A 26,566-nucleotide genomic window follows, 5' to 3' on the forward strand; every position below is an offset into this window, starting at 1 on the left:
TCCCTGTCCGCAAAAGTTAGTCATCAATAACTAACCTACGTTCCGGGGGGAACGATGTCACAGCAGACAGCACGCCGTGGGGGAGCCGTCTGGGCTCTCGTCATCACCAGCGTCGCCGGATTCATGGCGGCCCTCGACAACCTCGTCGTCACCACCGCTCTGCCCTCCATCCGCAACGACCTCGGCGGAGCGCTCGACGACCTGGAGTGGACGGTCAGCGCCTACACGCTCACCTTCGCCGTGCTGCTGATGTTCGGCGCGGCACTCGGTGACCGGTTCGGCCGCCGGCGGCTCTTCCTCGCCGGCCTCACCGTCTTCACCGGCGCGTCCGCCGCCGCGGCCATGGCGCCCGGCATCGACTCGCTGATCGCGGCCCGCGCGGTCCAGGGTGTCGGCGCCGCGATCATGATGCCGCTGACGCTCACCCTGCTGACCGCGGCCGTCCCGGCGGCGAAGCGCGGGACGGCGTACGGGATCTGGGGCGCCGTCAACGGGCTCGCGGTCGCGAGCGGGCCGCTGATCGGCGGCAGCCTCACCGAGCACGTCTCCTGGCACTGGATCTTCTGGCTGAACGTCCCGCTCGGTCTCGCCCTGCTCCCGCTCGCCCGGCTGCGCCTGAACGAGTCGTACGGCACCGGCGCCCGGCTCGACCTGGTCGGCACCCTGCTCGCCAGCAGCGGCCTCTTCGGCATCGTGTACGCCCTGGTCCGCGCGCCCCGCGACGGCTGGACCAGCGGGCTCGTCCTGCTGGGGCTGTTCGCCGGCGGCGCCCTGCTCGTCGCCTTCGCCCTGCACGGCACCCGCGCCAGGAACGCGATGCTTCCGATGCGCCTCTTCCGCTCCCGCGCCTTCGCCGGGATCAACGCGGCCAGCCTGCTGATGTTCCTCGGGATGTTCGGCTCGATCTTCCTGCTCAGCCAGTACATGCAGGGTGTCCTCGGCTACTCGCCCACCGAGGCGGGCCTGCGGATGCTGCCCTGGACCGGCATGCCGATGCTCGTCTCGCCGATCGCGGGGTACCTCTCCGACCGGATCGGTGGCCGCCTGGCCGTCGCCACGGGCCTCTTCCTCCAGGCCGCGGGACTCGCCTACTACGCCTGGGTGATCGCCGTCGACGCCTCGTACTCCGCCCAGCTGCCCGCCCTGATCATCAACGGGATCGGGATGTCGCTCTACTTCGCCCCCGCCTCCAACCTGGTCATGTCCAGCGTCCGTCCGCAGGAGCAGGGCATCGCGTCCGGCACGAACAACGCGCTGCGCGAGGTGGGCGGAGCGCTCGGTATCGCCGTGATGTCGTCGATCTTCGCCGCTCAGGGCGGCTACGAGCCCGCACAGAACTTCGTGGACGGCATCCGGCCCGCGCTGTGGGTGGGTGCGGCCACGGTGGCCGTCGCGGGAACCGCGGCCTTGTTCATCCCCTCCCGCCGGCGCGTGGCCGAGGGGCCCGGGAGCGAGCCCGAGCCCGAGTCCGCCCCGGTCCTGGAGACCGCCTCGCACTGAGAAAGCCCCGCATCGAACCGGCACTCCCCGAAGGAGCCCGTCATGCCCACGCTGCCCTGGACCGTCCCGAACACCCCGCCGACCGGCGTCGAGGCCCACGTCATGGCCTCCCGCTTCGAGACCCGCACCCTGTGGGGAGCGCTCCGCTTCTTCGCGAAGACCCCCTCTGTCTGGCGCCAGGTGAGCAAGGCACCCGGCGCGTACGGGGCCTCCGTGAAGGCGGCGCCCCTGCGGCGGACCTTCTGGACCCTGTCCGCCTGGGAGTCGCCCGACGCGCTGAAGCGCTTCGCGGCCTCGGCGCCCCACGGCCCCACGGCCGGCGGTCTGCGCGCACAGATGAAGGACGCGAAGTTCGTGCGCTGGCAGACCACCACGGACGAGCTGCCGCTCGACTGGGCGGAGGCGCTGCGGCGCCTGTCGTGATCCGAGCGCCGCGCGGGACCACGGACAAGCAGGACGCCGAGCAGGTGCGAGAACGGCCCCGCCACGACCGGTGGGGCCGTTCTCGTACTCTTGAGCGCGTGCAGGAACTCCACGACGCCCCCCTCGCCCCCCTGACCACCTTCCGTCTCGGCGGCCCCGCGACACGGCTGCTGACGGCGACGACCGACGACGAGGTGATCTCCGCCGTCGGTGAGGCCGACGCGGCGGGCACGCCGCTGCTGATCGTCGGCGGCGGCAGCAACCTGGTCATCGGTGACAAGGGCTTCGCGGGCACGGCCCTGCGGATCGCCACGAAGGGCTTCTCGCTCGATGGTACGAGCCTTGAGCTCGCGGCCGGCGAGGTGTGGACCGACGCGGTCGCCCGCACCGTCGAGGCCGGCCTCGCGGGCATCGAGTGCCTCGCCGGAATTCCCGGCTCCGCCGGCGCCACGCCGATCCAGAACGTGGGCGCGTACGGCCAGGAGGTCTCGTCGACGATCACCGAAGTGGTCGCGTACGACCGGAAGGCCGGCGAGACGGTCACGATTCCGAACGAGGAGTGCGCGTTCTCGTACCGGCACAGCCGTTTCAAGGCCGATCCCGACCGCTTCGTGGTGCTGCGCGTGCGGTTCGGGCTCGAGGACGCGGGCGGCATGAGTGCCCCCGTCAAGTACCCCGAGACGGCCCGCACCCTCGGTGTCGAGGCGGGCGACCGGGTCCCCGCGGCCCTCGCCCGCGAGACCGTCCTGAAGCTGCGCGCGGGCAAGGGCATGGTGCTCGACCCCGAGGACCACGACACCTGGTCGGCCGGGTCGTTCTTCACCAACCCGATCCTCACCGAGGAGGAGTTCGCCGCCTTCCACGCGCGCGTGGCGGACCGTCTCGGCCCCGACACCGCCCCGCCCGCCTTCCCGGCCGGTGAGGCCCGTGTGAAGACCTCGGCCGCCTGGCTCATCGACAAGGCGGGCTTCACCAAGGGCTACGGCAGCGGGCCCGCCCGTATCTCCACCAAGCACACGCTCGCCCTCACCAACCGCGGCGAGGCGACCACCGACGACCTCCTCGCGCTCGCCCGCGAGGTCGTGGCCGGCGTCCACGACGCCTTCGGCGTGACGCTGGTCAACGAGCCGGTCACGGTGGGCGTGTCCCTCTGACCCGCCCCGGCCCGACCGGTGACGCGCTAGTAGGCGACCCCCACGCCCTGCTTCACCGTCGCGGCGTCGTCGATCATCGCCAGCATCGCGTGGGCCACGTCGGCCCGCGAGATGCTCCGGCCGCTGCGCGGGTTCCCGCCGACCACGGTGCGGTACGTGCCCGTGAGCGGCTTGTTCGTGAGCTTCGGCGGGCGTACGGAGGTCCAGTCCGTGGCGCTGGCCGCGAGCTCGGCCTCCATGGCGCGCAGATCGTCGTAGACGGGCTTGAGCAGCGAGTTGATGACGCCGAGCATGGCGCGGTCGAGGAGCGGTGAGCGCTCGGGTTCGGGGCCGACCGGCGCCGCGCTCACGACGAGCAGACGCCGTACGCCCTCGGCCTCCACCGCGCCCAGAACCGAACGGGTCAGCTCGGCCGCGATGCCCGCGTCGGCGCGCCTGCGGGCGCCGAGCCCGGACAGGGCCGCGTCGCGCCCGGCGACCGCGGAGCGCAGCGCCTCGGGGTCGCGCACATCCGCCCGGAACACCTCCAGGCCCGTGCCCGTCTCCGTGAACCGCGCGGGGTCACGGACCACCGCGGTGACCTGATGGCCCGATGCCAGTGCCTGCCGGACGACCTCCCGGCCGATACCGCCGGTCGCTCCGAAAACAGTGATCCTCATGGCGCACCCTCCCAGGGTGGGTAAGTGTTCACTCACCCTCTAGAGTGAGTGGATACTCACCTGCTCGTCAAGCTCGGTTGGAGCCCGCATGCATCAGAAGCCGGCCCGGGTCCGCATCGTCGACGCCGCCCATGAACTCATGCTGAGCATCGGCCTCGCCCGCGCCACCACCAAGGAGATCGCCAAGGCGGCGGACTGTTCAGAAGCGGCGCTCTACAAGTACTTCGCGAACAAGGAAGAGCTGTTCGTGACCGTTCTCAGTGAGCGGCTGCCCAAGCTCGGACCGCTCCTGAGCGAACTGTCCAAGGAGCCGGGCGAGAAGAGCGTCGAGGAGAACCTCACGGAGATCGCCCGCGAGGCCGCCCTCTTCTACGAGCAGACCTTCCCGATGGCCGCCTCCCTGTACGCGGAACCCCAGCTCAAGCGGCGTCACGAGGAGGTGCTGCGGGAGATGGGCGCGGGCCCTCACCGCCCGATCCAGGGTCTGGACGCCTACCTCAGATCCGAGCAGGACGCGGGCCGCATCAGCCGCGACGCCGACACCTACGCCGCCGCGTCCCTCCTCCTCGGAGCCTGCGCCCAGCGGGCGTTCGCGTACGACATGGCCCCCGACCGCACGCCCCCGCAGTCGCTGGACGAGTTCGCCGCGGGCCTCGCCCGCACCCTGCTCACAGGGATCGCATAGAGTCCCCATTCTTTCCGGGGAGGGCAAGATCATGATGCGTGGAAGAGGGCGCCGGGCCGCCAGGTCGGTGCTGGTGGCGGCGCTGGGGGGCGTGCTCGCCGTGGGGTGCGGCCGCGGATCGGCCGGCGGGGACGCGACCGACGCCAAGAAGCCCGAACGGTACGCGAGTTCCGGGCAACTGCCCGAACACCTCGCGGCCGACGGCACGACGGTCGTCGTCGGGTCGTCGAAGGCGGACACCGTCGTACGGCTCTACGAGGACCTGCGCTGTCCCGTCTGCCGTGAGTTCGAGGAGGACGGCGGCGCGGGCGCGCTGCGGAAGATGACCCTCGCCGGCGAGGTCAGGACCGAGTTCACCCTGGCGTCGTTCCTCGACGACCGGCTGGGCGGCATGGGCTCGAAGAAGGCGGCCAACGCGCTGCGGGCCGCGCTGGAACAGGGGAAGTTCGTCGAGTACCACGACCTCCTCTTCCGTGAGCAGCCCGAAGAGTCCGTCGACGGCTACACCGACGCGTTCCTGCTCCGTATGGCCTCACGCGTGAAGGGCCTGCGCGGCGCCGAGTTCGACGCGGCGGTGAAGGGCATGAAGTACCGCTCCTTCGTCACCGCCTCCGAGAAGGCCTACGAGGCCGACAAGGCGCCCGGCACCCCGTCCTTCGCGGTGAACGGCACCCTCATCAGGGAGGACCGGCGGAACCTCATGTTCGACCCCAGGTACGTTCCGCTGGCGGTCAGGACGTCGACCCTGCCGCAGTGACGGACGCGCCGGACCTGATCAGGGGGCGGCGGTCAGCCAGTCGTCGACCCCTGACAGCAGCTTCGCCTTGATGTCCTGCGGCGCCGCCGAGCCGCGCACCGACTGCCGTGCCAGCTCGGCCAGTTCGGCGTCGTCGAAGTCGTGGTGCCGGCGCGCGATCTCGTACTGGGCTGCCAGGCGCGAGCCGAACAGGAGCGGGTCGTCGGCGCCGAGCGCCATCGGCACCCCGGCCTCGAACAAAGTGCGCAGGGGTACGTCCTCGGGCTTCTCGTAGACGCCGAGCGCGACATTGGAGGCGGGGCAGACCTCGCAGGTCACGCCCCGGTCCGCGAGCCGCTTCAGGAGCCGCGGGTCCTCGGCGGCCCGCACCCCGTGCCCGATCCGCGCCGCCTCCAGGTCGTCGAGGCAGTCGCGTACGGATGCGGGCCCGGTCAGCTCGCCGCCGTGCGGCGCGGCGAGCAGGCCGCCCTCCCTGGCGATGGCGAACGCGCGGTCGAAGTCCCGCGCCATGCCCCGCCGTTCGTCGTTGGAGAGCCCGAAGCCGACGATGCCGCGGTCCGCGTACCGCACGGCAAGGCGGGCCAGCGTGCGGGCGTCCAGCGGATGCTTCATACGGTTGGCGGCCACCAGGACCCGCATGCCGAGCCCCGTGTCGCGCGAGGCGGTCTCGACGGCGTCCAGGATGACTTCCAGGGCCGGGATCAGTCCCCCGAGCCGTGGCGCGTACGACGTCGGGTCGACCTGGATCTCCAGCCACCCCGACCCGTCCGCGAGATCCTCCAGCGCGGCCTCGCGCACCAGCCGCTGAATGTCCTCGGGCTCACGCAGACAGGACCGGGCGGCGTCGTACAGCCGCTGGAAACGGAACCAGCCGCGCTCGTCGGTGGCCCGCAGTTTCGGCGGCTCGGCCCCGGTCAGGGCGTCGGGCAGCCTGACGCCGTACTTGTCGGCGAGTTCGAGCAGGGTCGTGGGCCGCATCGACCCGGTGAAGTGCAGATGAAGATGGGCCTTGGGCAGCTGCCTCACATCACGTGGTACACGCTCCATTCAAGGATCTTGCCGCACACACCCGCCGTACGGGAAGCGGCTTTCCCCCTTCGTGGCCTTGTCCGAACGAAAAACCGAACCAGGCATCCGGACGAAATAACGGGCCGCCCCCGGGAAACCCCGGAGGCGGCCCGCATCACGCGGAACGCGTCAGTCGCGCGCCTCGGCGAGCAGCTTCTGGATCCGCGAGACACCCTCGACCAGGTCCTCGTCACCCAGGGCGTACGACAGACGCAGGTAGCCCGGCGTGCCGAAGGCCTCACCCGGGACGACCGCGACCTCGGCCTCCTCGAGGATCAGCGCGGCCAGCTCGACGGAGGTCTGCGGGCGCTTGCCGCGGATCTCCTTGCCGAGCAGCTCCTTCACCGACGGGTACGCGTAGAAGGCGCCCTCGGGCTCGGGGCAGAACAGGCCGTCGATCTCGTTCAGCATGCGCACGATGGTCTTGCGGCGGCGGTCGAAGGCCTCGCGCATCTTCGCGACGGCCGTCAGGTCGCCGGACACGGCGGCGAGCGCGGCGACCTGCGCGACGTTCGACACGTTGGACGTGGCGTGCGACTGCAGGTTGGTCGCGGCCTTCACGACGTCCTTCGGGCCGACGATCCACCCGACACGCCAGCCGGTCATCGCGTACGTCTTGGCGACGCCGTTCACGACGATGCACTTGTCGCGCAGCTCGGGCAGGAGCGCCGGCAGGGACGTGAACTTGGCGTCCCCGTAGACCAGGTGCTCGTAGATCTCGTCCGTGAGAACCCACAGGCCGTGCTCGACGGCCCAGCGGCCGATCGCCTCGGCGTCGGCCTCGCTGTAGACCGCGCCCGTCGGGTTGGACGGCGACACGAACAGGACGACCTTGGTGCGCTCGGTGCGCGCCGCCTCCAGCTGCTCCACGGAGACGCGGTACCCGGTCGTCTCGTCGGCCACGACCTCGACCGGGACACCACCGGCGAGACGGATCGACTCGGGGTACGTCGTCCAGTACGGCGCCGGGACGATGACCTCGTCGCCCGGGTCGAGGATCGCGGCGAAGGCCTCGTAGATGGCCTGCTTGCCGCCGTTGGTCACCAGGACCTGCGAGGCGTCGACCTCGTAGCCGGAGTCGCGCAGCGTCTTCGCGGCGATCGCGGACTTCAGCTCGGGCAGACCGCCGGCGGGCGTGTACCGGTGGTACTTCGGGTTCTTGCAGGCCTCGACGGCCGCTTCGACGATGTAGTCCGGGGTCGGGAAGTCGGGCTCGCCCGCGCCGAAACCGATGACCGGACGCCCGGCGGCCTTGAGGGCCTTGGCCTTGGCGTCGACGGCGAGGGTCGCGGACTCGGAGATCGCGCCGATACGGGCGGAGACCCGGCGCTCGGTGGGCGAAGAGGAAGGAGTAGCAGCAGCGCTCATAACCCCATCGTTCCAGACCGGAAACCCGGCCGGCACACGGGTTTCACGGACGATCAACGACTGGCCCGCTTCTTTCTGTTCGACGGAGGGCCGCGGAACACGTACACTCACTGCTCGTTGGCCTTCACCGGCCGCTCTCTTCCGGCGCACACCGTGCAGTGGGAAGGATGCGGTACGTTGGGGCAGACAAAGGGTCGTAGCTCAATTGGTAGAGCACTGGTCTCCAAAACCAGCGGTTGGGGGTTCAAGTCCCTCCGGCCCTGCTACACACTCCTTCGCCAGGACGTGTGCGCATGTACGTACTGCAAATGCACCGCCGTGCGGCTCAACCGGGCGCGGCACGGCCACGACCCGGAATTCAGGTGAGGACGCGTGACGGACGCCGTGGGCTCCATCGACATGCCTGATGCCCAGGATGAGGCGCCGGAGTCCCAGAAGAAGCCCCGTAAGGGTGGCAAGCGCGGAAAGAAGGGCCCCTTCGGCCGTCTCGCGCTCTTCTACCGCCAGATCGTCGCGGAGCTCCGCAAGGTTGTCTGGCCGACTCGCAACCAGCTCACCACGTACACCAGTGTGGTGATCGTGTTCGTCGTCATCATGATCGGTCTGGTGACCGTGATTGACTATGGCTTCAACCACGCCGTCAAGTACATCTTCGGCTGAGCCGAGAGCGAAGGGCGCCGTACCCGGCGCCCCTTTCGCGTGTTCCACCCCTATGTATCCAGGAAGAAGCAGCCACAGTGTCTGACCCGAACCTGAACGAGGCGATCGAGCCCGTCGAGTCCGCTGAGGACGAGCTCGACATTGTCGAGGCGGCGGACGCCGAGAACGCCGAGGACACGGTCCAGGCCGAGGCTGCCGACGAGGCAGCCACTGAGGCTGACGAGCACGCCGAGGACGAGGTCGAAGCCGCCGAGGAGTCCCTCGAGCGCGACGCCGAGGACGACGCCGCCGAGCTGTCCGACGAGGACGCCCCCGAGGCCGAGGCCGACGACGAGTCCGTCGAGGAAGCCGCTGAGGAGTCCGAGCCGGTCGACCCGATCGTCGCCCTGCGCGAGGAACTGCGCACGCTGCCCGGCGAGTGGTACGTCATCCACACGTACGCCGGTTACGAGAACCGCGTGAAGACCAACCTCGAGCAGCGCGCCGTCTCGCTGAACGTCGAGGACTTCATCTTCCAGGCCGAGGTGCCGCAGGAAGAGGTCGCGCAGATCAAGAACGGCGAGCGCAAGACCATCCGTCAGAACAAGCTCCCCGGCTACGTGCTGGTGCGCATGGACCTGACGAACGAGTCCTGGGGCGTCGTTCGCAACACCCCCGGCGTCACCGGCTTCGTGGGCAACGCCTACGACCCGTACCCGCTGACCCTCGACGAGATCGTCAAGATGCTCGCCCCGGAGGCCGAGGAGAAGGCCGCCCGCGAGGCCGCCGAGGCCGAGGGCAAGCCGGCTCCGTCCCGCAAGGTCGAGGTCCAGGTCCTGGACTTCGAGGTCGGCGACTCGGTCACCGTCACCGACGGCCCGTTCGCGACGCTGCAGGCGACGATCAACGAGATCAACGCCGACTCGAAGAAGGTCAAGGGTCTCGTCGAGATCTTCGGCCGCGAGACTCCGGTCGAGCTCAGCTTCGACCAGATCCAGAAGAACTAGCCCCTTCCGGCACCTTCTGGAACAAGCACTTCCGAACAGGTCAGACGGGCTCTCAAAGCCGGTCTGACCTGCTCGGTTTTTAGCTGCACACAGATACCCGTTATCGTTGTGCGGTATGCCTCCATCCGGATGACCGGGTGGTCGGCTGAAAACTCTCACTAGGACCCGGAGAGAGCAATGCCTCCCAAGAAGAAGAAGGTCACGGGGCTTATCAAGCTCCAGATCCAGGCCGGTGCCGCCAACCCGGCCCCGCCGGTCGGTCCCGCGCTGGGCCAGCACGGCGTCAACATCATGGAGTTCTGCAAGGCCTACAACGCCGCGACCGAGTCGCAGCGTGGCTGGGTCATCCCGGTGGAGATCACGGTCTACGAAGACCGCTCCTTCACCTTCATCACCAAGACGCCCCCGGCCGCCAAGATGATCCTCAAGGCCGCGGGCATCGAGAAGGGCTCCGGCGAGCCTCACAAGACCAAGGTCGCGAAGATCACCGACGCGCAGGTCCGCGAGATCGCCACCACCAAGATGGCCGACCTGAACGCCAACGACCTGGACGCCGCCGCGAAGATCATCGCCGGTACCGCGCGTTCCATGGGCGTCACGGTCGAGGGCTGACCCTCACCCCGTTTGACCTTTCAGTGGTAGGGCCAGCGCTGGTCCGCACCACGAACTCCATACCTGAAATCCAGGAGTAGAAGTGAAGCGCAGCAAGACTCTCCGCGCTGCGGACGCGAAGATCGACCGGGACAAGCTCTACGCCCCGCTCGAGGCCGTCCGTCTCGCCAAGGAGACCTCCGCGACGAAGTTCGACGGCACCGTCGAGGTCGCCTTCCGTCTGGGTGTCGACCCGCGCAAGGCCGACCAGATGGTCCGTGGCACCGTGAACCTCCCGCACGGCACCGGCAAGACCGCCCGGGTCCTGGTCTTCGCGACCGGTGACCGTGCTGCGGCCGCGGAAGCCGCGGGCGCCGACATCGTCGGCTCCGACGAGCTCATCGACGAGATCTCCAAGGGCAACCGCCTGAACGAGTTCGACGCCGTCGTCGCCACCCCGGACCTCATGGGCAAGGTCGGCCGCCTCGGCCGCGTGCTCGGTCCCCGTGGCCTCATGCCGAACCCGAAGACCGGCACCGTGACCCCGGACGTGGCCAAGGCCGTGAACGAGATCAAGGGTGGCAAGATCGAGTTCCGCGTCGACAAGCACTCGAACCTCCACTTCATCATCGGCAAGGTGTCCTTCGACGACACCAAGCTGGTGGAGAACTACGGCGCGGCCCTGGACGAGATCCTTCGTCTGAAGCCGTCCGCCGCCAAGGGTCGCTACATCAAGAAGGCCGCCATCGCCACCACGATGGGCCCCGGCGTTCCCGTCGACCCGAACCGCACCCGCAACCTCCTCACCGAGGAGGACCCGGCTGCGGTCTGAGCCTGACAGCTCAGCCAAGTCGGCTCGGGCCCCGCACCTTTCGAGGTGCGGGGCCCGTTCCCGTTTTTTCCGCCAACCCCTCCGGGCGCGGGTGCGCTCCGCTAGCGTGCGGGGTCGGCCTGGGGCGCGACGGGGGAGCGTATGAACGACAGGGCATGGATGCGGCACGCGATGGTCTGCCTGGCGATGGCCGGCCTGGTGTCCTGTGGCACGCACGAGGCGCCCGAGCGGGACGAGAGGGTCACCGGGGCGCTGAAGGCCGCACGCTCCGAGGTCGCCGCCGCCGGGTCCGCGAGGATCGAGGCGACGAGCAGTACGGGCACCAGCCTCTCCTCGCGCAGCGTGGGCGTCCTGGGCTGGTCGGACGGGCTGCGGGGCACTCTGAGGGTCACCACGACCGGCGGCTCGACGGCCTCGACGACTCGGCTCATGGGCGGCTCCCCGTCCCAGTCCCGCTTCCTGCCGGACGCGTTCTACACGCGCATGACCGACAGGTTCGCCGCGCTGTCGGACGGCAAGCACTGGGTCAGATATCCGTACGACTCTGGGGCCGACCTCTCGCCGGCGGCCTCTCTGAAGCTGTTGCTGTCCTCGGGGAACGCGCGCGAGGTGGGCCCGGAGACCGTGCGCGGCGTCCGCGCGACGCACTACACGGGCTCGGCCCACGGGCAGCGCGTCGACGTGTGGATCGACCGCCGCCACCTCCTGGTCAAGCGCGTCCAGCGGGCCGACACGGCCTCCGGCGCCTTCTCGGGGACGGTGCATTACGCCGACTACGGAGCCCGCGCCTCGGCCGAGCGCCCGCCGGCCCGGGACACGGTCGACTTCAAGGACGTCGTCGATCGAGAGCCGGCCGGCTGAGTACGGGCTCCGTCCGCCGCGGATGATGAAGGGCGTGACCAGCAGTCGAGCGCCCCGGCGGGTGCCGACAAGAGCGGATTTGCCTGAGGCGGACCCCGTCACGTAGTCTCCTCGAGAAGCCAAAGACCGCTGGTCGTTGCCGTGCCCTCGCAAGGGGAACCGGTGACCGAAGGATCTGCTGAAAGCGGACGACCTGCGCAGGTGACTGTGGAAAGTTCCCGGATTCGTTTCGGTCGAGCTCAGCCCCGTGCGCCTGCGCCGGGGCGTTTTGTTTTGTACAGCCCCTTCTGAGCGGTCCTCATCACCCGGAAGGAGGCCGACGCTCTATGCCGACGCCCGACAAGGCTGCCGCGGTAGCCGAGCTCACGGACAAGTTCCGCAGCTCGAACGCCGCCGTGCTGACCGAGTACCGGGGTCTCACCGTGGCCCAGCTCAAGCAGCTGCGCCGTTCCCTCGGTGAGAACTCCGAGTACGCCGTGGTGAAGAACACGCTGACCAAGATCGCGGCCAACGAGGCCGGGATCAACACGCTGGACGACCTGTTCACGGGTCCGACGGCGGTTGCCTTCGTCACCGGTGACCCGGTGGAGTCGGCGAAGGGTCTTCGTGACTTCGCCAAGGACAACCCCAACCTCATCATCAAGGGCGGTGTCCTTGACGGTAAGGCGCTGTCCGCCGATGAGATCAAGAAGCTCGCGGACCTCGAGTCCCGCGAGGTTCTGCTCGCCAAGCTGGCGGGCGCCATGAAGGGCAAGCAGACTCAGGCTGCTCAGGTCTTCCAGGCGCTCCCGTCGAAGTTCGTCCGCACTGCGGAGGCGCTTCGCGTCAAGCGCGACGAGCAGGGCGGTGCCGAGTAACTCGGCTCGCGCATTGACCGTCGCCCACTAGGGAGACGGTCGCAGCGGGCCGAACGTACGCCCGCCTACATGTAACTACGGCACCTGCCGAATTAGTGGAAGGACGCCATCATGGCGAAGCTGTCCCAGGACGACCTGCTCGCGCAGTTCGAAGAGATGACCCTCATCGAGCTCTCCGAGTTCGTGAAGGCCTTCGAGGAGAAGTTCGACGTCACCGCCGCCGCGGCCGTCGCCGTCGCCGGCCCGGCCGGCCCGGGTGCCGCCGCTGAGGCCGTCGAGGAGCAGGACGAGTTCGACGTCATCCTCACCGGCGCCGGCGAGAAGAAGATCCAGGTCATCAAGGTCGTGCGCGAGCTCACCTCCCTGGGCCTCAAGGAGGCCAAGGACCTCGTCGACGGCACCCCGAAGCCGGTCCTCGAGAAGGTCGCCAAGGAGGCCGCTGAGAAGGCTGCCGAGTCCCTCAAGGCCGCCGGCGCCTCCGTCGAGGTCAAGTGACCTCGGGAGTCTGCTGACTCCTTGCGGAGCGGCTCTCGCGTAGGGCTGTAACGCGAACGTACTGAAGGGCGATCACCCAACTGGGTGGTCGCCCTTCAGGCTTTTCCGGCGGCCGCTCGGTGTTCCAGTTCGGCTGCCTTGCGCTGACGGTCCCGGCGAGTATGGTGATCTTCGTTGTGCCTGGAGCCGGTGCCTGGAGCGGGTGCCGGCAGGTGCCTGCTGGTGAGTGCGGGGGTCGGGGCGGCCCTGTTCGTACAGGAGGGGGCCTTGACGAACCGCACGCAGCGCGCAATTCTCAGGACGCGTCGTCACATCGATCCGGATCCGAGGCATGGATCGACGACGAAGAGGGCAGTAAGGATGTGCGCGCCACGAGTGACGTGGTGACGTGTTGCAGGTGTTGAGAACAACGAGGGTCTGACGAGGGTCGTTGAGGACAACGAGGGTCTCAAAAAACCCGCACTGGACATCAGTGAGCCAAGTGGCTACACTGACCCTTTGCGCTGCCTGTTAGCTGCTCCCTGCCCGTCACCAGGGGCATGCCCTCGCTCCAGCACCGTGGACCGAAGCCGTCCTGACCAGGCCTTACCGGCCGATTCGGGAAGCTTCTGCCTCCGTGCCAGCTTGGGACCGGTACGCGCGTAGTGAGTCCGAGCCCTCGGAAGGACCCCCTCTTGGCCGCCTCGCGCACTGCCTCGACCGCGAATACGAACAACGGCGCCAGCACCGCCCCGCTGCGCATTTCCTTTGCAAAGATCAAGGAGCCCCTCGAGGTTCCGAACCTTCTTGCGCTGCAGACCGAAAGCTTCGACTGGCTGCTCGGTAACGACGCGTGGAAGGCTCGTGTCGAGGCGGCTCTGGAAAGCGGACAGGACGTCCCCAGGAAGTCCGGTCTGGAGGAGATCTTCGAGGAGATCTCCCCGATCGAGGACTTCTCAGGGTCGATGTCCCTGACGTTCCGCGACCACCGTTTCGAGCCGCCGAAGAACTCGATCGACGAGTGCAAGGAGCGCGACTTCACGTTCGGCGCCCCGCTCTTCGTCACCGCCGAGTTCACCAACAACGAGACCGGCGAGATCAAGTCCCAGACGGTCTTCATGGGCGACTTCCCGCTCATGACCAACAAGGGCACCTTCGTCATCAACGGCACCGAGCGTGTCGTTGTGTCGCAGCTCGTCCGCTCGCCGGGCGTCTACTTCGACTCCTCGATCGACAAGACGTCCGACAAGGACATCTTCTCGGCCAAGGTCATCCCGTCCCGGGGCGCCTGGCTCGAGATGGAGATCGACAAGCGCGACATGGTCGGTGTGCGCATCGACCGCAAGCGCAAGCAGTCCGTCACCGTTCTCCTGAAGGCTCTCGGTTGGACGACCGAGCAGATCCTCGAGGAGTTCGGCGAGTACGAGTCCATGCGCGCCACCCTGGAGAAGGACCACACCCAGGGCCAGGACGACGCGCTCCTCGACATCTACCGCAAGCTGCGTCCGGGCGAGCCGCCGACCCGTGAGGCCGCGCAGACGCTGCTCGAGAACCTCTACTTCAACCCGAAGCGCTACGACCTCGCGAAGGTCGGCCGCTACAAGGTCAACAAGAAGCTGGGCGGCGAAGCCCCGCTGGACGCCGGCGTCCTGACCGTCGAGGACATCATCTCGTCGATCAAGTACCTGGTGAAGCTGCACGCCGGTGAGACCGAGACCGTCGGCGACAGCGGTGCCACGATCGTCGTCGAGACCGACGACATCGACCACTTCGGCAACCGTCGTCTGCGCAACGTCGGCGAGCTCATCCAGAACCAGGTCCGCACGGGTCTGGCTCGTATGGAGCGCGTCGTCCGCGAGCGCATGACGACTCAGGACGTCGAGGCGATCACGCCGCAGACCCTGATCAACATCCGGCCGGTCGTCGCCTCCATCAAGGAGTTCTTCGGCACCAGCCAGCTGTCGCAGTTCATGGACCAGAACAACCCGCTGTCGGGTCTCACCCACAAGCGCCGTCTGTCGGCTCTTGGCCCGGGTGGTCTCTCCCGTGAGCGGGCCGGCTTCGAGGTCCGTGACGTGCACCCGTCTCACTACGGCCGCATGTGCCCGATCGAGACGCCTGAAGGCCCGAACATCGGTCTGATCGGTTCGCTGGCTTCCTACGGTCGCGTCAACGCGTTCGGCTTCGTCGAGACGCCGTACCGCAAGGTCGTCGAGGGCGTCGTCACCGACGAGGTCGACTACCTGACCGCGGACGAGGAAGACCGCTTCGTGATCGCCCAGGCCAACGCCGGCCTCGGCGAGGACATGCGGTTCACCGAGAACCGCGTCCTGGTCCGCCGCCGTGGCGGCGAGATCGACTACATCCCGGGCGACGACGTCGACTACATGGACGTCTCGCCGCGCCAGATGGTGTCGGTCGCGACCGCGATGATCCCGTTCCTCGAGCACGACGACGCCAACCGTGCTCTCATGGGCGCGAACATGATGCGTCAGGCCGTGCCGCTGATTAAGTCCGAGGCGCCGCTCGTCGGCACGGGCATGGAGTACCGCTGCGCCACTGACGCGGGCGACGTGCTCAAGGCGGAGAAGGACGGTGTGGTCCAGGAGGTTTCCGCGGACTACATCACCACCGCCAACGACGACGGCACGTACACCACGTACCGCCTCGCGAAGTTCTCGCGCTCCAACCAGGGCACCTCCGTCAACCAGAAGGTTGTCGTCGACGAGGGTGCCCGCGTGATCGAGGGCCAGGTCCTGGCCGACGGTCCCGCGACCGAGAACGGCGAGATGGCGCTCGGCAAGAACCTGCTCGTGGCGTTCATGCCGTGGGAGGGTCACAACTACGAGGACGCGATCATCCTGTCGCAGCGCCTCGTGCAGGACGACGTCCTCTCCTCGATCCACATCGAGGAGCACGAGGTCGACGCCCGTGACACCAAGCTCGGCCCGGAGGAGATCACCCGGGACATCCCGAACGTCTCCGAGGAGGTCCTCGCCGACCTCGACGAGCGCGGCATCATCCGTATCGGTGCCGAGGTCGTCGCCGGCGACATCCTCGTCGGCAAGGTCACGCCCAAGGGTGAGACCGAGCTGACGCCCGAGGAGCGCCTGCTCCGCGCGATCTTCGGTGAGAAGGCGCGCGAGGTGCGCGACACCTCGCTGAAGGTGCCGCACGGTGAGATCGGCAAGGTCATCGGCGTCCGCGTCTTCGACCGTGAAGAGGGCGACGAGCTGCCGCCGGGCGTGAACCAGCTGGTTCGTGTCTACGTGGCGCAGAAGCGTAAGATCACGGACGGTGACAAGCTCGCCGGCCGCCACGGCAACAAGGGTGTTATCTCGAAGATCCTTCCGATCGAGGACATGCCGTTCCTCGAGGACGGAACTCCGGTCGACATCATCCTCAACCCGCTGGGTGTCCCGTCCCGAATGAACCCGGGACAGGTCCTGGAGATCCACCTCGGCTGGCTGGCCAGCCGCGGATGGGACGTCTCCGGTCTCGCGGACGACTGGGCCCAGCGCCTGCAGGCCATCGGCGCCGACCAGGTCGCCCCTGGCACCAACGTCGCGACCCCGGTCTTCGACGGTGCCCGTGAGGACGAGATCTCCGGTCTCTTCGAGGCCACGATCCCGAACCGCGACGGTGACCGTCTGGTCCAGCCGTCCGGCAAGGCCAAGCTGTTCGACGGCCGCTCCGGTGAGCCGTTCCCGGACCCGATCTCGGTCGGGTACATGTACATCCTCAAGCTGCACCACCTGGTCGACGACAAGCTCCACGCCCGTTCGACCGGTCCGTACTCCATGATCACCCAGCAGCCGCTGGGTGGTAAGGCCCAGTTCGGTGGTCAGCGATTCGGTGAGATGGAGGTGTGGGCGCTTGAGGCTTACGGTGCCGCGTACGCCCTCCAGGAGCTCCTGACGATCAAGTCCGACGACGTGACCGGCCGCGTGAAGGTCTACGAGGCCATCGTCAAGGGCGAGAACATTCCCGAGCCGGGCATTCCCGAGTCCTTCAAGGTGCTCATCAAGGAAATGCAGTCGCTCTGCCTCAACGTGGAGGTGCTGTCCTCGGACGGCATGTCCATCGAGATGCGCGACACCGACGAGGACGTCTTCCGCGCGGCGGAGGAGCTCGGTATCGACCTGTCCCGGCGCGAGCCGAGCAGCGTCGAAGAGGTCTGACGGGCCTGGCCGGGGGCTCCCACAAGGAGCCCCCGGCCATCCCCGGGACCGTTCAGACCATGATGAAGCGCCTTATTTCTCGCTAACGCGAGGGGCACAACCCCGAAAGAGGGATTGACGCACAGTGCTCGACGTCAACTTCTTCGACGAGCTGCGGATCGGCCTTGCCACCGCGGACGACATCCGGACCTGGTCTCACGGCGAGGTCAAGAAGCCCGAGACCATCAACTACCGCACCCTCAAGCCCGAGAAGGACGGACTCTTCTGCGAGAAGATCTTCGGTCCGACCCGGGACTGGGAGTGCTACTGCGGTAAGTACAAGCGTGTCCGCTTCAAGGGCATCATCTGTGAGCGCTGCGGCGTCGAGGTCACTCGCGCCAAGGTGCGTCGTGAGCGGATGGGCCACATCGAGCTGGCCGCCCCTGTCACGCACATCTGGTACTTCAAGGGCGTTCCCTCGCGCCTCGGCTACCTGCTTGATCTCGCCCCGAAGGACCTCGAGAAGGTCATCTACTTCGCGGCGTACATGATCACGTTCGTGGACGAGGAGCGCCGTACCCGCGACCTGCCCTCCCTCGAGGCGCACGTCCAGGTGGAGCGTCAGCAGATCGAGAACCGTCGCGACTCCGACCTGGAGGCCCGCGCCAAGAAGCTCGAGACCGACCTGGCCGAGCTCGAGGCCGAGGGTGCCAAGGCCGACGTGCGCCGCAAGGTGCGCGAAGGCGCGGAGCGCGAGATGAAGCAGCTGCGCGACCGTGCGCAGCGCGAGATCGACCGCCTCGACGAGGTGTGGAACCGCTTCAAGAACCTCAAGGTCCAGGACCTCGAAGGTGACGAGCTGCTCTACCGCGAGCTGCGTGACCGCTTCGGCACGTACTTCGACGGCTCCATGGGTGCCGCTGCCCTGCAGAAGCGCCTTGAGTCCTTCGACCTCGAGGAGGAGGCCGAGCGCCTCCGCGAGATCATCCGTACCGGCAAGGGCCAGAAGAAGACCCGTGCGCTCAAGCGCCTCAAGGTCGTCTCCGCGTTCCTGCAGACCAGCAACAGCCCCAAGGGCATGGTGCTCGACTGCGTGCCGGTCATCCCGCCGGACCTGCGTCCGATGGTGCAGCTGGACGGTGGCCGCTTCGCGACCTCCGACCTGAACGACCTGTACCGCCGCGTGATCAACCGCAACAACCGCCTGAAGCGACTCCTCGACCTCGGTGCCCCCGAGATCATCGTGAACAACGAGAAGCGCATGCTTCAGGAGGCCGTCGACGCGCTCTTCGACAACGGCCGTCGTGGTCGCCCGGTCACGGGCCCCGGCAACCGTCCGCTGAAGTCGCTGTCCGACATGCTCAAGGGCAAGCAGGGTCGCTTCCGTCAGAACCTGCTCGGTAAGCGAGTCGACTACTCGGCGCGTTCCGTCATCGTCGTCGGCCCGCAGCTGAAGCTGCACCAGTGCGGTCTCCCGAAGGCCATGGCGCTGGAGCTCTTCAAGCCGTTCGTGATGAAGCGCCTGGTCGACCTGAACCACGCGCAGAACATCAAGAGCGCCAAGCGCATGGTCGAGCGTGGCCGCACGGTCGTGTACGACGTCCTGGAAGAGGTCATCGCCGAGCACCCGGTTCTGCTGAACCGTGCGCCGACGCTGCACCGCCTCGGCATCCAGGCCTTCGAGCCGCAGCTGGTCGAGGGCAAGGCCATCCAGATCCACCCGCTCGTCTGCACCGCGTTCAACGCGGACTTCGACGGTGACCAGATGGCCGTACACCTGCCGCTCTCCGCGGAGGCGCAGGCCGAGGCCCGCATCCTGATGCTGTCCTCGAACAACATCCTCAAGCCCGCCGACGGCCGTCCGGTGACGATGCCGACCCAGGACATGGTCCTCGGTCTGTTCTTCCTCACCACCGACGGTGAACTCCGTGACACCAAGGGCGAGGGCCGCGCGTTCGGCTCCGTCGCCGAGGCGATCATGGCGTTCGACGCCGGCGAGCTCGCGCTGCAGTCGCGCGTGGACATCCGCTTCCCGGTGGGCACCATCCCGCCGCGCGGCTGGACCCCGCCGGCGGCCGAGGAGGGCGAGCCGGAGTACCAGACGGGCGACAGCTTCCGTCTGCGTACGACGCTGGGCCGCGCGCTCTTCAACGAGCTGCTGCCCGAGGACTACCCGTTCGTCGAGTACGCGGTCGGCAAGAAGCAGCTCTCCGAGATCGTCAACGACCTCGCCGAGCGCTACCCCAAGGTCATCGTGGCGGCGACGCTCGACAACCTGAAGGCGGCCGGCTTCTTCTGGGCGACCCGCTCCGGTGTCACCGTGGCCATCTCCGACGTCGTCGTTCCCGAGGCGAAGAAGGAAATCGTCGCGGGCTACGAGGCGCAGGACGAGAAGGTCCAGAAGCAGTACGAGCGCGGTCTCATCACAAAGGAAGAGCGCACTCAGGAGCTCATCGCGATCTGGACCAAGGCGACCAACGAGGTTGCCGAGGCGATGAACGCGAACTTCCCGAAGACGAACCCCATCTTCATGATGGTTGACTCGGGTGCCCGAGGAAACATGATGCAGATGCGTCAGATCGCCGGTATGCGTGGTCTGGTGTCGAACGCCAAGAACGAGACGATCCCGCGCCCGATCAAGGCCTCCTTCCGTGAGGGTCTGTCGGTGCTCGAGTACTTCATCTCGACCCACGGTGCTCGTAAGGGCCTCGCCGACACCGCTCTGCGTACCGCCGACTCCGGTTACCTCACCCGTCGTCTGGTCGACGTCTCCCAGGACGTCATCATTCGCGAGGAGGACTGCGGCACCGAGCGTGGTCTCAAGCTCGACATCGCCACGCGCGGCGCCGACGGCGTCCTGCGCAAGGCGGAGGACGTCGAGACCAGCGTGTACGCGCGCTGCCTGGCCGAGGACATCGTCGTCGACGGGAAGGTGCTCGCCCCGGCGGGTGTCGACCTCGGTGACGTGCTCATCGACCAGCTGGTCAACGCGGGTGTCGAGCAGGTCAAGACCCGTTCGGTCCTGACCTGTGAGTCCGCCGTCGGCACCTGCGCCATGTGCTACGGCCGCTCGCTGGCCACCGGCAAGCTGGTCGACATCGGTGAGGCGGTCGGCATCATCGCCGCCCAGTCCATCGGTGAGCCCGGTACCCAGCTGACGATGCGTACCTTCCACACCGGTGGTGTGGCCGGTGACGACATCACCCAGGGTCTGCCCCGTGTCGTCGAGCTCTTCGAGGCTCGTACGCCGAAGGGTGTCGCCCCGATCTCGGAGGCCAAGGGCCGCGTCCGGATCGAGGAGACCGAGAAGACCAAGAAGCTCGTCGTCACCCCGGACGACGGCAGCGACGAGACGGCGTTCCCGATCTCGAAGCGTGCCCGTCTCCTGGTCGGCGAGGGCGACGCGGTCGAGGTGGGCCAGAAGCTCACCGTCGGTGCCACGAACCCGCACGACGTGCTGCGGATCCTCGGTCAGCGTGCGGTCCAGGTCCACCTGGTCGGCGAAGTCCAGAAGGTCTACAACTCGCAGGGTGTGTCGATCCACGACAAGCACATCGAGATCATCATCCGGCAGATGCTGCGCCGCGTGACGATCATCGAGTCCGGCGACGCGGAGCTGCTGCCGGGCGAGCTCGTCGAGCGCTCGAAGTTCGAGACCGAGAACCGTCGTGTGGTCACCGAGGGCGGTCACCCCGCCTCCGGCCGTCCGCAGCTGATGGGTATCACCAAGGCCTCGCTGGCGACGGAATCCTGGCTGTCGGCCGCCTCCTTCCAGGAGACGACCCGAGTCCTGACGGATGCGGCGATCAACGCCAAGTCCGACAGCCTCATCGGCCTCAAGGAGAACGTCATCATCGGTAAGCTCATCCCGGCCGGTACGGGTCTGTCCCGCTACCGCAACATCCGGGTCGAGCCGACCGAAGAGGCCAAGGCCGCGATGTACTCGGCCGTCGGTTACGACGACATCGACTACTCGCCGTTCGGCACGGGCTCCGGCCAGGCCGTTCCGCTGGAGGACTACGACTACGGTCCGTACAACCAGTAAGGCGTACGTCTGACGAAGGGCGCCCACTCCGTTCTCACGGGGTGGGCGCCCTTCGGCGTTTCCAGGACTGATCGGCCGCGGTCAGCGGACGGGCTGGAGGCGGGGCTCCAGGGCACGCAGCCGGGTGTGGTCGCGGGGCCCAGGATCGGTGCGGTACCGGGGGAGTACGGCGGGGAGCAACAGGGAGGGCGCCAGGGCGGCGGCCCTGGCGCCCTCCGGGACGGATCCGGCTCCCGACAGTGCGGTGGGGCTCCGGTCCCGTCCTGCCGGCAGCCCGCTGGACGCTCCGGCCAGGATTCCTCACGCCGCCACCAGCACGGACGCCTTGCTGTCCGCGCGGGCGAGCTCGCCCCGTAACGTGGCGAGCATCCGTTCGCCGCGGGAGACAAGAGGGACGGCGGGTTCGAGGGCGGTTCGGGCGGGGCGTCGGGGGCGTTCATGCGTCGCCTCAGGCGCGGTGGTCGGCCGGCCCGGCGGTCGCGTAGGGCGCCCCGTAGGGGGGCCCGGGTGCCTGTCGGGGGACGTACGGCGTGCCGGACGTGGGCGGCGCGTACGGGTGCTCCGGCACCGTTCCTTGCCCGCCCTACCCTGCCCTGCCCCGCCGGAGCCGGAGATTGCCGCTCGGTCAAGTCGTTGACCGTCGGCAGCTGCGCGCGGGCGGACTCCGTCGTCTGGAAGTCCTCCGGCGAGTCCCCGGCGATCAGTTCCAACTCGTAGACCGCGCCGGGCGAGCAGGCCCTCGTACAGTAAATGTGCCCCTGTCATGTGCCCGTCGATCGTCACAGTGAGCGATCAAGCTACTCACATCGAGTGGTGCATGAACGTGGAACGGCCAGGATCGGGCCACGAACGGATGGTTCAGGGGTGCGAGAAGTCCGGCGTGTCGCGGTGGACTGCATTTGTTTTGACCGAACCCGATGAGGTAGGTACGCTCAGACCTTGTGCCTGGGGTGTGCCTGGGCTCCTGTGCGTGTCGTCAGCCGCTATGGGAGTCCGTGACGGGCCGCCGTAATCTGCGCCCTTCCCGCTTGGCGGCGGGAGTTCACAGTATTCGACACACCCGACCGCGTGGGTCGGGAAATGTTCCAGGTTAGCTTTACTACTCGGCACACAGAAACCGGAGAAGTAGTGCCTACGATCCAGCAGCTGGTCCGGAAGGGCCGGCAGGACAAGGTCGAGAAGAACAAGACGCCCGCACTCGAGGGTTCGCCCCAGCGTCGCGGCGTCTGCACGCGTGTGTTCACGACCACCCCGAAGAAGCCGAACTCGGCCCTCCGTAAGGTCGCGCGTGTGCGTCTGACCAGCGGCATCGAGGTCACGGCCTACATCCCGGGTGAGGGACACAACCTGCAGGAGCACTCCATCGTGCTCGTGCGTGGCGGCCGTGTGAAGGACCTGCCTGGTGTTCGTTACAAGATCATCCGCGGCTCGCTCGACACCCAGGGTGTCAAGAACCGCAAGCAGGCCCGCAGCCGCTACGGCGCCAAGAAGGAGAAGTAAGAATGCCTCGTAAGGGCCCCGCCCCGAAGCGCCCGGTCATCATCGACCCGGTCTACGGTTCTCCTCTGGTGACCTCCCTCATCAACAAGGTGCTGCTGAACGGCAAGCGCTCCACCGCCGAGCGCATCGTGTACGGCGCCATGGAGGGTCTGCGTGAGAAGTCGGGCAACGACCCGGTCATCACGCTGAAGCGCGCGCTGGAGAACATCAAGCCGACCCTCGAGGTCAAGTCCCGCCGTGTCGGTGGCGCCACCTACCAGGTGCCGATCGAGGTCAAGCCCGGTCGCGCCAACACGCTCGCGCTGCGCTGGCTCGTGGGTTACTCCCGCGCCCGCCGCGAGAAGACCATGACCGAGCGCCTCATGAACGAGCTGCTCGACGCCTCGAACGGTCTTGGCGCTGCCGTCAAGAAGCGTGAGGACACCCACAAGATGGCCGAGTCCAACAAGGCCTTCGCGCACTACCGCTGGTAGTCGCTACCCACATCGAGACCGAGAGAAGACTGAGCCGATATGGCTACCACTTCACTTGACCTGGCCAAGGTCCGCAACATCGGGATCATGGCCCACATCGACGCGGGCAAGACGACCACCACCGAGCGGATCCTGTTCTACACCGGTGTGTCGTACAAGATCGGTGAGGTCCACGACGGTGCCGCGACCATGGACTGGATGGAGCAGGAGCAGGAGCGTGGCATCACGATCACCTCTGCTGCCACCACCTGTCACTGGCCGCTGAACGACGTCGACCACACGATCAACATCATCGACACCCCGGGTCACGTGGACTTCACCGTCGAGGTGGAGCGTTCGCTCCGCGTCCTCGACGGTGCCGTGACGGTGTTCGACGGCGTTGCCGGCGTTGAGCCCCAGTCCGAGACTGTCTGGCGTCAGGCGGACCGCTACGGCGTGCCGCGCATCTGCTTCGTCAACAAGCTCGACCGTACGGGTGCCGAGTTCCACCGCTGCGTCGACATGATCGTCAACCGCCTCGGTGCGACCCCGCTCGTCATGCAGCTGCCCATCGGTGCAGAGGCCGACTTCCAGGGTGTCGTCGACCTCGTCACGATGAAGGCGTTCGTCTGGTCCGCCGAGGCGGCCAAGGGCGAGGCGTACGACATCGTCGACATCCCGGCCACGCACACCGAGGCTGCCGCCGAGTACCGCGGCAAGCTGCTCGAGGCCGTCGCGGAGAACGACGAAGAGATGATGGAGCTGTTCCTCGAGGGCGAAGAGCCTTCGGTGGACCAGCTGTACGCGGCCGTGCGTCGCATCACCATCGCCTCCGGCAAGGGCGGCGACACCACCGTCACCCCCGTGTTCTGCGGCACCGCGTTCAAGAACAAGGGCGTTCAGCCCCTGCTCGACGCCGTCGTGCGCTACCTGCCGTCGCCCCTGGACGTCGAGGCCATCGAGGGCCACGACGTCAAGGACGCGGAGACGGTCGTCAAGCGCAAGCCGTCCGACGAGGAGCCCCTCTCGGCGCTGGCGTTCAAGATCATGAGCGACCCGCACCTCGGCAAGCTCACCTTCGTCCGGGTCTACTCGGGCCGCCTGGAGTCCGGCACCGCCGTGCTGAACTCCGTCAAGGGCAAGAAGGAGCGCATCGGCAAGATCTACCGTATGCACGCGAACAAGCGTGAGGAGATCGAGTCGGTGGGCGCCGGTGACATCGTCGCCGTCATGGGTCTGAAGCAGACCACCACGGGTGAGACGCTCTGTGACGACAAGGCCCCGGTCATCCTGGAGTCCATGGACTTCCCGGCGCCGGTCATCCAGGTCGCCATCGAGCCGAAGTCCAAGGGTGACCAGGAGAAGCTGGGTGTCGCCATCCAGCGCCTCTCGGAGGAGGACCCCTCCTTCCAGGTTCACTCGGACGAGGAGACCGGCCAGACCATCATCGGTGGTATGGGCGAGCTTCACCTCGAGGTGCTCGTCGACCGCATGAAGCGCGAGTTCCGCGTCGAGGCGAACGTCGGCAAGCCGCAGGTCGCTTACCGCGAGACGATCCGTCGGGCCGTCGAGCGCGTGGACTTCACCCACAAGAAGCAGACCGGTGGTACGGGTCAGTTCGCCAAGGTGCAGATCGCGATCGAGCCGATCGACAGTGGCGACGCGACCTACGAGTTCGTGAACAAGGTCACCGGTGGCCGCATCCCCCGGGAGTACATCCCGTCGGTGGACGCGGGTGCGCAGGAGGCCATGCAGTTCGGCATCCTGGCCGGCTACGAGATGACGGGCGTCCGCGTCACGCTTCTCGACGGTGCCTACCACGAGGTCGACTCCTCCGAGCTCGCCTTCAAGATCGCCGGTTCGCAGGCGTTCAAGGAGGCCGCGCGCCAGGCCAAGCCCGTGCTGCTCGAGCCGATGATGGCCGTCGAGGTCACCACGCCCGAGGACTACATGGGTGACGTCATCGGCGACATCAACTCCCGCCGTGGCCAGATCCAGGCCATGGAGGAGCGCAGTGGCGCCCGTGTCGTGAAGGGCCTCGTGCCCCTCTCGGAGATGTTCGGCTACGTCGGAGACCTCCGCAGCAAGACGTCGGGTCGCGCAAGCTACTCGATGCAGTTCGACTCCTACGCCGAGGTTCCGCGGAACGTCGCCGAGGAGATCATCGCGAAGGCCAAGGGCGAGTAACTCACCCGAGTTCACGCTTTAGGCTTGACACCGACCGCTGGGGTTCGTGAATCCCGGACCCCGGCGGCGGGTTTCCCAGCAAAGATCACCTGGCGCCGATGAAGCAAGGCGTACAGAACCACTCCACAGGAGGACCCAGTGGCGAAGGCGAAGTTCGAGCGGACTAAGCCGCACGTCAACATCGGCACCATCGGTCACATTGACCACGGTAAGACGACCCTCACGGCCGCCATTACCAAGGTGCTGCACGACGCGTACCCGGACCTGAACGAGGCCTCGGCCTTCGACCAGATCGACAAGGCTCCTGAGGAGCGCCAGCGCGGTATCACGATCTCGATCGCGCACGTCGAGTACCAGACGGAGACGCGTCACTACGCGCACGTCGACTGCCCCGGTCACGCGGACTACATCAAGAACATGATCACGGGTGCCGCGCAGATGGACGGCGCCATCCTCGTGGTCGCCGCCACCGACGGCCCGATGCCGCAGACCAAGGAGCACGTGCTCCTGGCCCGCCAGGTCGGCGTTCCGTACATCGTCGTCGCCCTGAACAAGGCCGACATGGTGGACGACGAGGAGATCCTGGAGCTCGTCGAGCTCGAGGTTCGTGAGCTCCTCTCCGAGTACGAGTTCCCGGGCGACGACCTGCCGGTCGTCAAGGTCTCGGCGCTCAAGGCGCTCGAGGGCGACAAGGAGTGGGGTCAGTCGATCCTGAACCTCATGTCCGCCGTCGACGAGTCCATCCCGCAGCCCGAGCGTGACGTCGACAAGCCGTTCCTCATGCCGATCGAGGACGTCTTCACGATCACCGGTCGCGGTACGGTCGTCACCGGCCGTATCGAGCGTGGTGTCCTCAAGGTCAACGAGACCGTTGACATCGTGGGCATCAAGCAGGAGAAGACCACCACCACGGTCACCGGCATCGAGATGTTCCGCAAGCTGCTCGACGAGGGCCAGGCCGGTGAGAACGTCGGTCTGCTCCTCCGTGGCATCAAGCGCGAGGACGTCGAGCGCGGCCAGGTCATCATCAAGCCCGGTTCGGTCACGCCGCACACCGAGTTCGAGGCCCAGGCCTACATCCTGTCGAAGGACGAGGGTGGCCGTCACACCCCCTTCTTCAACAACTACCGCCCGCAGTTCTACTTCCGCACCACGGACGTGACCGGCGTCGTGACCCTCCCTGAGGGCACCGAGATGGTCATGCCGGGCGACAACACTGAGATGAAGGTCGAACTCATCCAGCCCGTCGCCATGGAAGAGGGCCTGAAGTTCGCCATCCGTGAGGGTGGCCGGACCGTGGGCGCCGGCCAGGTCACCAAGATCGTCAAGTAATTTCCTTGACGGTTT

Annotated in this window: 21 protein-coding genes and 1 tRNA gene; 19 read left to right on the forward strand and 3 right to left on the reverse strand. The window is 67.5% G+C overall.

Going from position 1 to position 26,566, the window contains the following annotated elements; genetic code table 11:
• The first annotated feature begins 54 nt into the window (after window positions 1-54).
• From ACFC96_RS21075 to ACFC96_RS21085, 3 genes are all read left to right on the forward strand, one after another.
• On the forward strand, window positions 55-1,500 hold the full coding sequence (locus ACFC96_RS21075; protein WP_376613576.1) for a DHA2 family efflux MFS transporter permease subunit: 1,446 nt from the start codon (window positions 55-57) through the stop codon (window positions 1,498-1,500).
• Window positions 1,501-1,542: 42 nt separating this feature from the next.
• Window positions 1,543-1,923 carry a DUF3291 domain-containing protein gene (locus ACFC96_RS21080; protein ID WP_376260196.1) on the forward strand — a complete coding sequence of 127 codons (381 nt, stop codon included), beginning with the start codon at window positions 1,543-1,545 and terminating at the stop codon, window positions 1,921-1,923.
• Between the two features lie 98 nt (window positions 1,924-2,021).
• A complete protein-coding gene (locus tag ACFC96_RS21085; protein WP_376260194.1) occupies window positions 2,022-3,077 on the forward strand; it encodes a UDP-N-acetylmuramate dehydrogenase in 1,056 nt (351 codons plus the stop codon).
• Between the two features lie 26 nt (window positions 3,078-3,103).
• Here the strand turns inward: ACFC96_RS21085 and ACFC96_RS21090 are convergent, their stop codons facing one another.
• Window positions 3,104-3,736 (reverse strand): NAD(P)-dependent oxidoreductase, encoded by a 633-nt coding sequence (locus ACFC96_RS21090; RefSeq protein ID WP_376613578.1) that lies wholly within the window; start codon window positions 3,734-3,736, stop codon window positions 3,104-3,106.
• Window positions 3,737-3,824: 88 nt separating this feature from the next.
• Between ACFC96_RS21090 and ACFC96_RS21095 the strand changes: the two genes are divergently transcribed.
• Window positions 3,825-4,421 carry a TetR/AcrR family transcriptional regulator gene (locus ACFC96_RS21095; RefSeq protein ID WP_376260190.1) on the forward strand — a complete coding sequence of 199 codons (597 nt, stop codon included), beginning with the start codon at window positions 3,825-3,827 and terminating at the stop codon, window positions 4,419-4,421.
• A gap of 31 nt (window positions 4,422-4,452) precedes the next feature.
• A complete protein-coding gene (locus ACFC96_RS21100; RefSeq protein ID WP_376613580.1) occupies window positions 4,453-5,178 on the forward strand; it encodes a DsbA family protein in 726 nt (241 codons plus the stop codon).
• An 18-nt stretch (window positions 5,179-5,196) separates the two neighbouring features.
• Here the strand turns inward: ACFC96_RS21100 and ACFC96_RS21105 are convergent, their stop codons facing one another.
• On the reverse strand, window positions 5,197-6,225 hold the full coding sequence (locus tag ACFC96_RS21105) for an adenosine deaminase (RefSeq protein WP_116511102.1): 1,029 nt from the start codon (window positions 6,223-6,225) through the stop codon (window positions 5,197-5,199).
• A gap of 150 nt (window positions 6,226-6,375) precedes the next feature.
• Window positions 6,376-7,614, reverse strand: a complete 1,239-nt coding sequence (locus ACFC96_RS21110) for a pyridoxal phosphate-dependent aminotransferase (protein WP_376260185.1) — start codon at window positions 7,612-7,614, stop codon at window positions 6,376-6,378.
• Between the two features lie 190 nt (window positions 7,615-7,804).
• Here ACFC96_RS21110 and ACFC96_RS21115 point away from each other — a divergent pair.
• The 14 genes from ACFC96_RS21115 (at window position 7,805) to tuf (ending at window position 26,551) form a co-directional block, all read left to right on the forward strand.
• Window positions 7,805-7,877: transfer RNA gene (locus ACFC96_RS21115), tRNA-Trp, on the forward strand.
• A 109-nt stretch (window positions 7,878-7,986) separates the two neighbouring features.
• Complete coding sequence (secE, locus tag ACFC96_RS21120; protein WP_100594904.1) at window positions 7,987-8,274, forward strand: preprotein translocase subunit SecE; 288 nt, start codon at window positions 7,987-7,989, stop codon at window positions 8,272-8,274.
• A 77-nt stretch (window positions 8,275-8,351) separates the two neighbouring features.
• Entirely contained in the window at window positions 8,352-9,260 is a 909-nt protein-coding gene (gene nusG, locus ACFC96_RS21125) for a transcription termination/antitermination protein NusG (protein ID WP_376260184.1), read from the forward strand.
• A 177-nt stretch (window positions 9,261-9,437) separates the two neighbouring features.
• Complete coding sequence (gene rplK, locus ACFC96_RS21130; protein ID WP_100594902.1) at window positions 9,438-9,872, forward strand: 50S ribosomal protein L11; 435 nt, start codon at window positions 9,438-9,440, stop codon at window positions 9,870-9,872.
• Between the two features lie 82 nt (window positions 9,873-9,954).
• Entirely contained in the window at window positions 9,955-10,683 is a 729-nt protein-coding gene (gene rplA, locus ACFC96_RS21135) for a 50S ribosomal protein L1 (protein WP_376260182.1), read from the forward strand.
• A gap of 141 nt (window positions 10,684-10,824) precedes the next feature.
• A complete protein-coding gene (locus ACFC96_RS21140; protein WP_376260180.1) occupies window positions 10,825-11,544 on the forward strand; it encodes a hypothetical protein in 720 nt (239 codons plus the stop codon).
• Between the two features lie 326 nt (window positions 11,545-11,870).
• A complete protein-coding gene (gene rplJ / locus ACFC96_RS21145; protein WP_100594899.1) occupies window positions 11,871-12,401 on the forward strand; it encodes a 50S ribosomal protein L10 in 531 nt (176 codons plus the stop codon).
• A 111-nt stretch (window positions 12,402-12,512) separates the two neighbouring features.
• A complete protein-coding gene (rplL, locus tag ACFC96_RS21150; RefSeq protein WP_116511090.1) occupies window positions 12,513-12,896 on the forward strand; it encodes a 50S ribosomal protein L7/L12 in 384 nt (127 codons plus the stop codon).
• 674 nt (window positions 12,897-13,570) lie between these two features.
• Window positions 13,571-17,056, forward strand: a complete 3,486-nt coding sequence (rpoB, locus tag ACFC96_RS21155; protein ID WP_376260178.1) for a DNA-directed RNA polymerase subunit beta — start codon at window positions 13,571-13,573, stop codon at window positions 17,054-17,056.
• Window positions 17,057-17,180: 124 nt separating this feature from the next.
• Window positions 17,181-21,080, forward strand: a complete 3,900-nt coding sequence (locus ACFC96_RS21160; protein WP_376260176.1) for a DNA-directed RNA polymerase subunit beta' — start codon at window positions 17,181-17,183, stop codon at window positions 21,078-21,080.
• Between the two features lie 1,128 nt (window positions 21,081-22,208).
• Window positions 22,209-22,580 (forward strand): 30S ribosomal protein S12, encoded by a 372-nt coding sequence (gene rpsL, locus ACFC96_RS21165; protein WP_003948652.1) that lies wholly within the window; start codon window positions 22,209-22,211, stop codon window positions 22,578-22,580.
• Window positions 22,581-22,582: 2 nt separating this feature from the next.
• A complete protein-coding gene (rpsG, locus tag ACFC96_RS21170) occupies window positions 22,583-23,053 on the forward strand; it encodes a 30S ribosomal protein S7 (protein WP_116511074.1) in 471 nt (156 codons plus the stop codon).
• A 39-nt stretch (window positions 23,054-23,092) separates the two neighbouring features.
• Entirely contained in the window at window positions 23,093-25,219 is a 2,127-nt protein-coding gene (fusA, locus tag ACFC96_RS21175; RefSeq protein WP_376260174.1) for an elongation factor G, read from the forward strand.
• Window positions 25,220-25,357: 138 nt separating this feature from the next.
• Window positions 25,358-26,551 (forward strand): elongation factor Tu, encoded by a 1,194-nt coding sequence (gene tuf, locus ACFC96_RS21180; protein WP_376260172.1) that lies wholly within the window; start codon window positions 25,358-25,360, stop codon window positions 26,549-26,551.
• Window positions 26,552-26,566 lie beyond the last annotated feature (15 nt).

Source organism: Streptomyces sp. NPDC055955, from assembly GCF_042270245.1.
In the GTDB taxonomy this organism is placed as follows: Bacteria; Actinomycetota; Actinomycetes; order Streptomycetales; family Streptomycetaceae; genus Streptomyces.

Bases quoted from the DNA above. Each gene is read 5' to 3' on its own strand.
- ACFC96_RS21140 (WP_376260180.1), top strand. From the start codon at position 10,825: ATGAACGACAGGGCATGGATGCGGCACGCGATGGTCTGCCTGGCGATG.
- ACFC96_RS21100 (WP_376613580.1), top strand. From the start codon at position 4,453: ATGATGCGTGGAAGAGGGCGCCGGGCCGCCAGGTCGGTGCTGGTGGCG.
- fusA (WP_376260174.1), top strand. From the start codon at position 23,093: ATGGCTACCACTTCACTTGACCTGGCCAAGGTCCGCAACATCGGGATC.
- rplJ (WP_100594899.1), top strand. From the start codon at position 11,871: ATGCCGACGCCCGACAAGGCTGCCGCGGTAGCCGAGCTCACGGACAAG.
- ACFC96_RS21090 (WP_376613578.1), bottom strand. From the start codon at position 3,736: ATGAGGATCACTGTTTTCGGAGCGACCGGCGGTATCGGCCGGGAGGTC.
- ACFC96_RS21095 (WP_376260190.1), top strand. From the start codon at position 3,825: ATGCATCAGAAGCCGGCCCGGGTCCGCATCGTCGACGCCGCCCATGAA.
- rplK (WP_100594902.1), top strand. From the start codon at position 9,438: ATGCCTCCCAAGAAGAAGAAGGTCACGGGGCTTATCAAGCTCCAGATC.
- rplL (WP_116511090.1), top strand. From the start codon at position 12,513: ATGGCGAAGCTGTCCCAGGACGACCTGCTCGCGCAGTTCGAAGAGATG.
- ACFC96_RS21110 (WP_376260185.1), bottom strand. From the start codon at position 7,614: ATGAGCGCTGCTGCTACTCCTTCCTCTTCGCCCACCGAGCGCCGGGTC.
- ACFC96_RS21080 (WP_376260196.1), top strand. From the start codon at position 1,543: ATGCCCACGCTGCCCTGGACCGTCCCGAACACCCCGCCGACCGGCGTC.
- rpsG (WP_116511074.1), top strand. From the start codon at position 22,583: ATGCCTCGTAAGGGCCCCGCCCCGAAGCGCCCGGTCATCATCGACCCG.
- ACFC96_RS21075 (WP_376613576.1), top strand. From the start codon at position 55: ATGTCACAGCAGACAGCACGCCGTGGGGGAGCCGTCTGGGCTCTCGTC.
- ACFC96_RS21105 (WP_116511102.1), bottom strand. From the start codon at position 6,225: ATGGAGCGTGTACCACGTGATGTGAGGCAGCTGCCCAAGGCCCATCTT.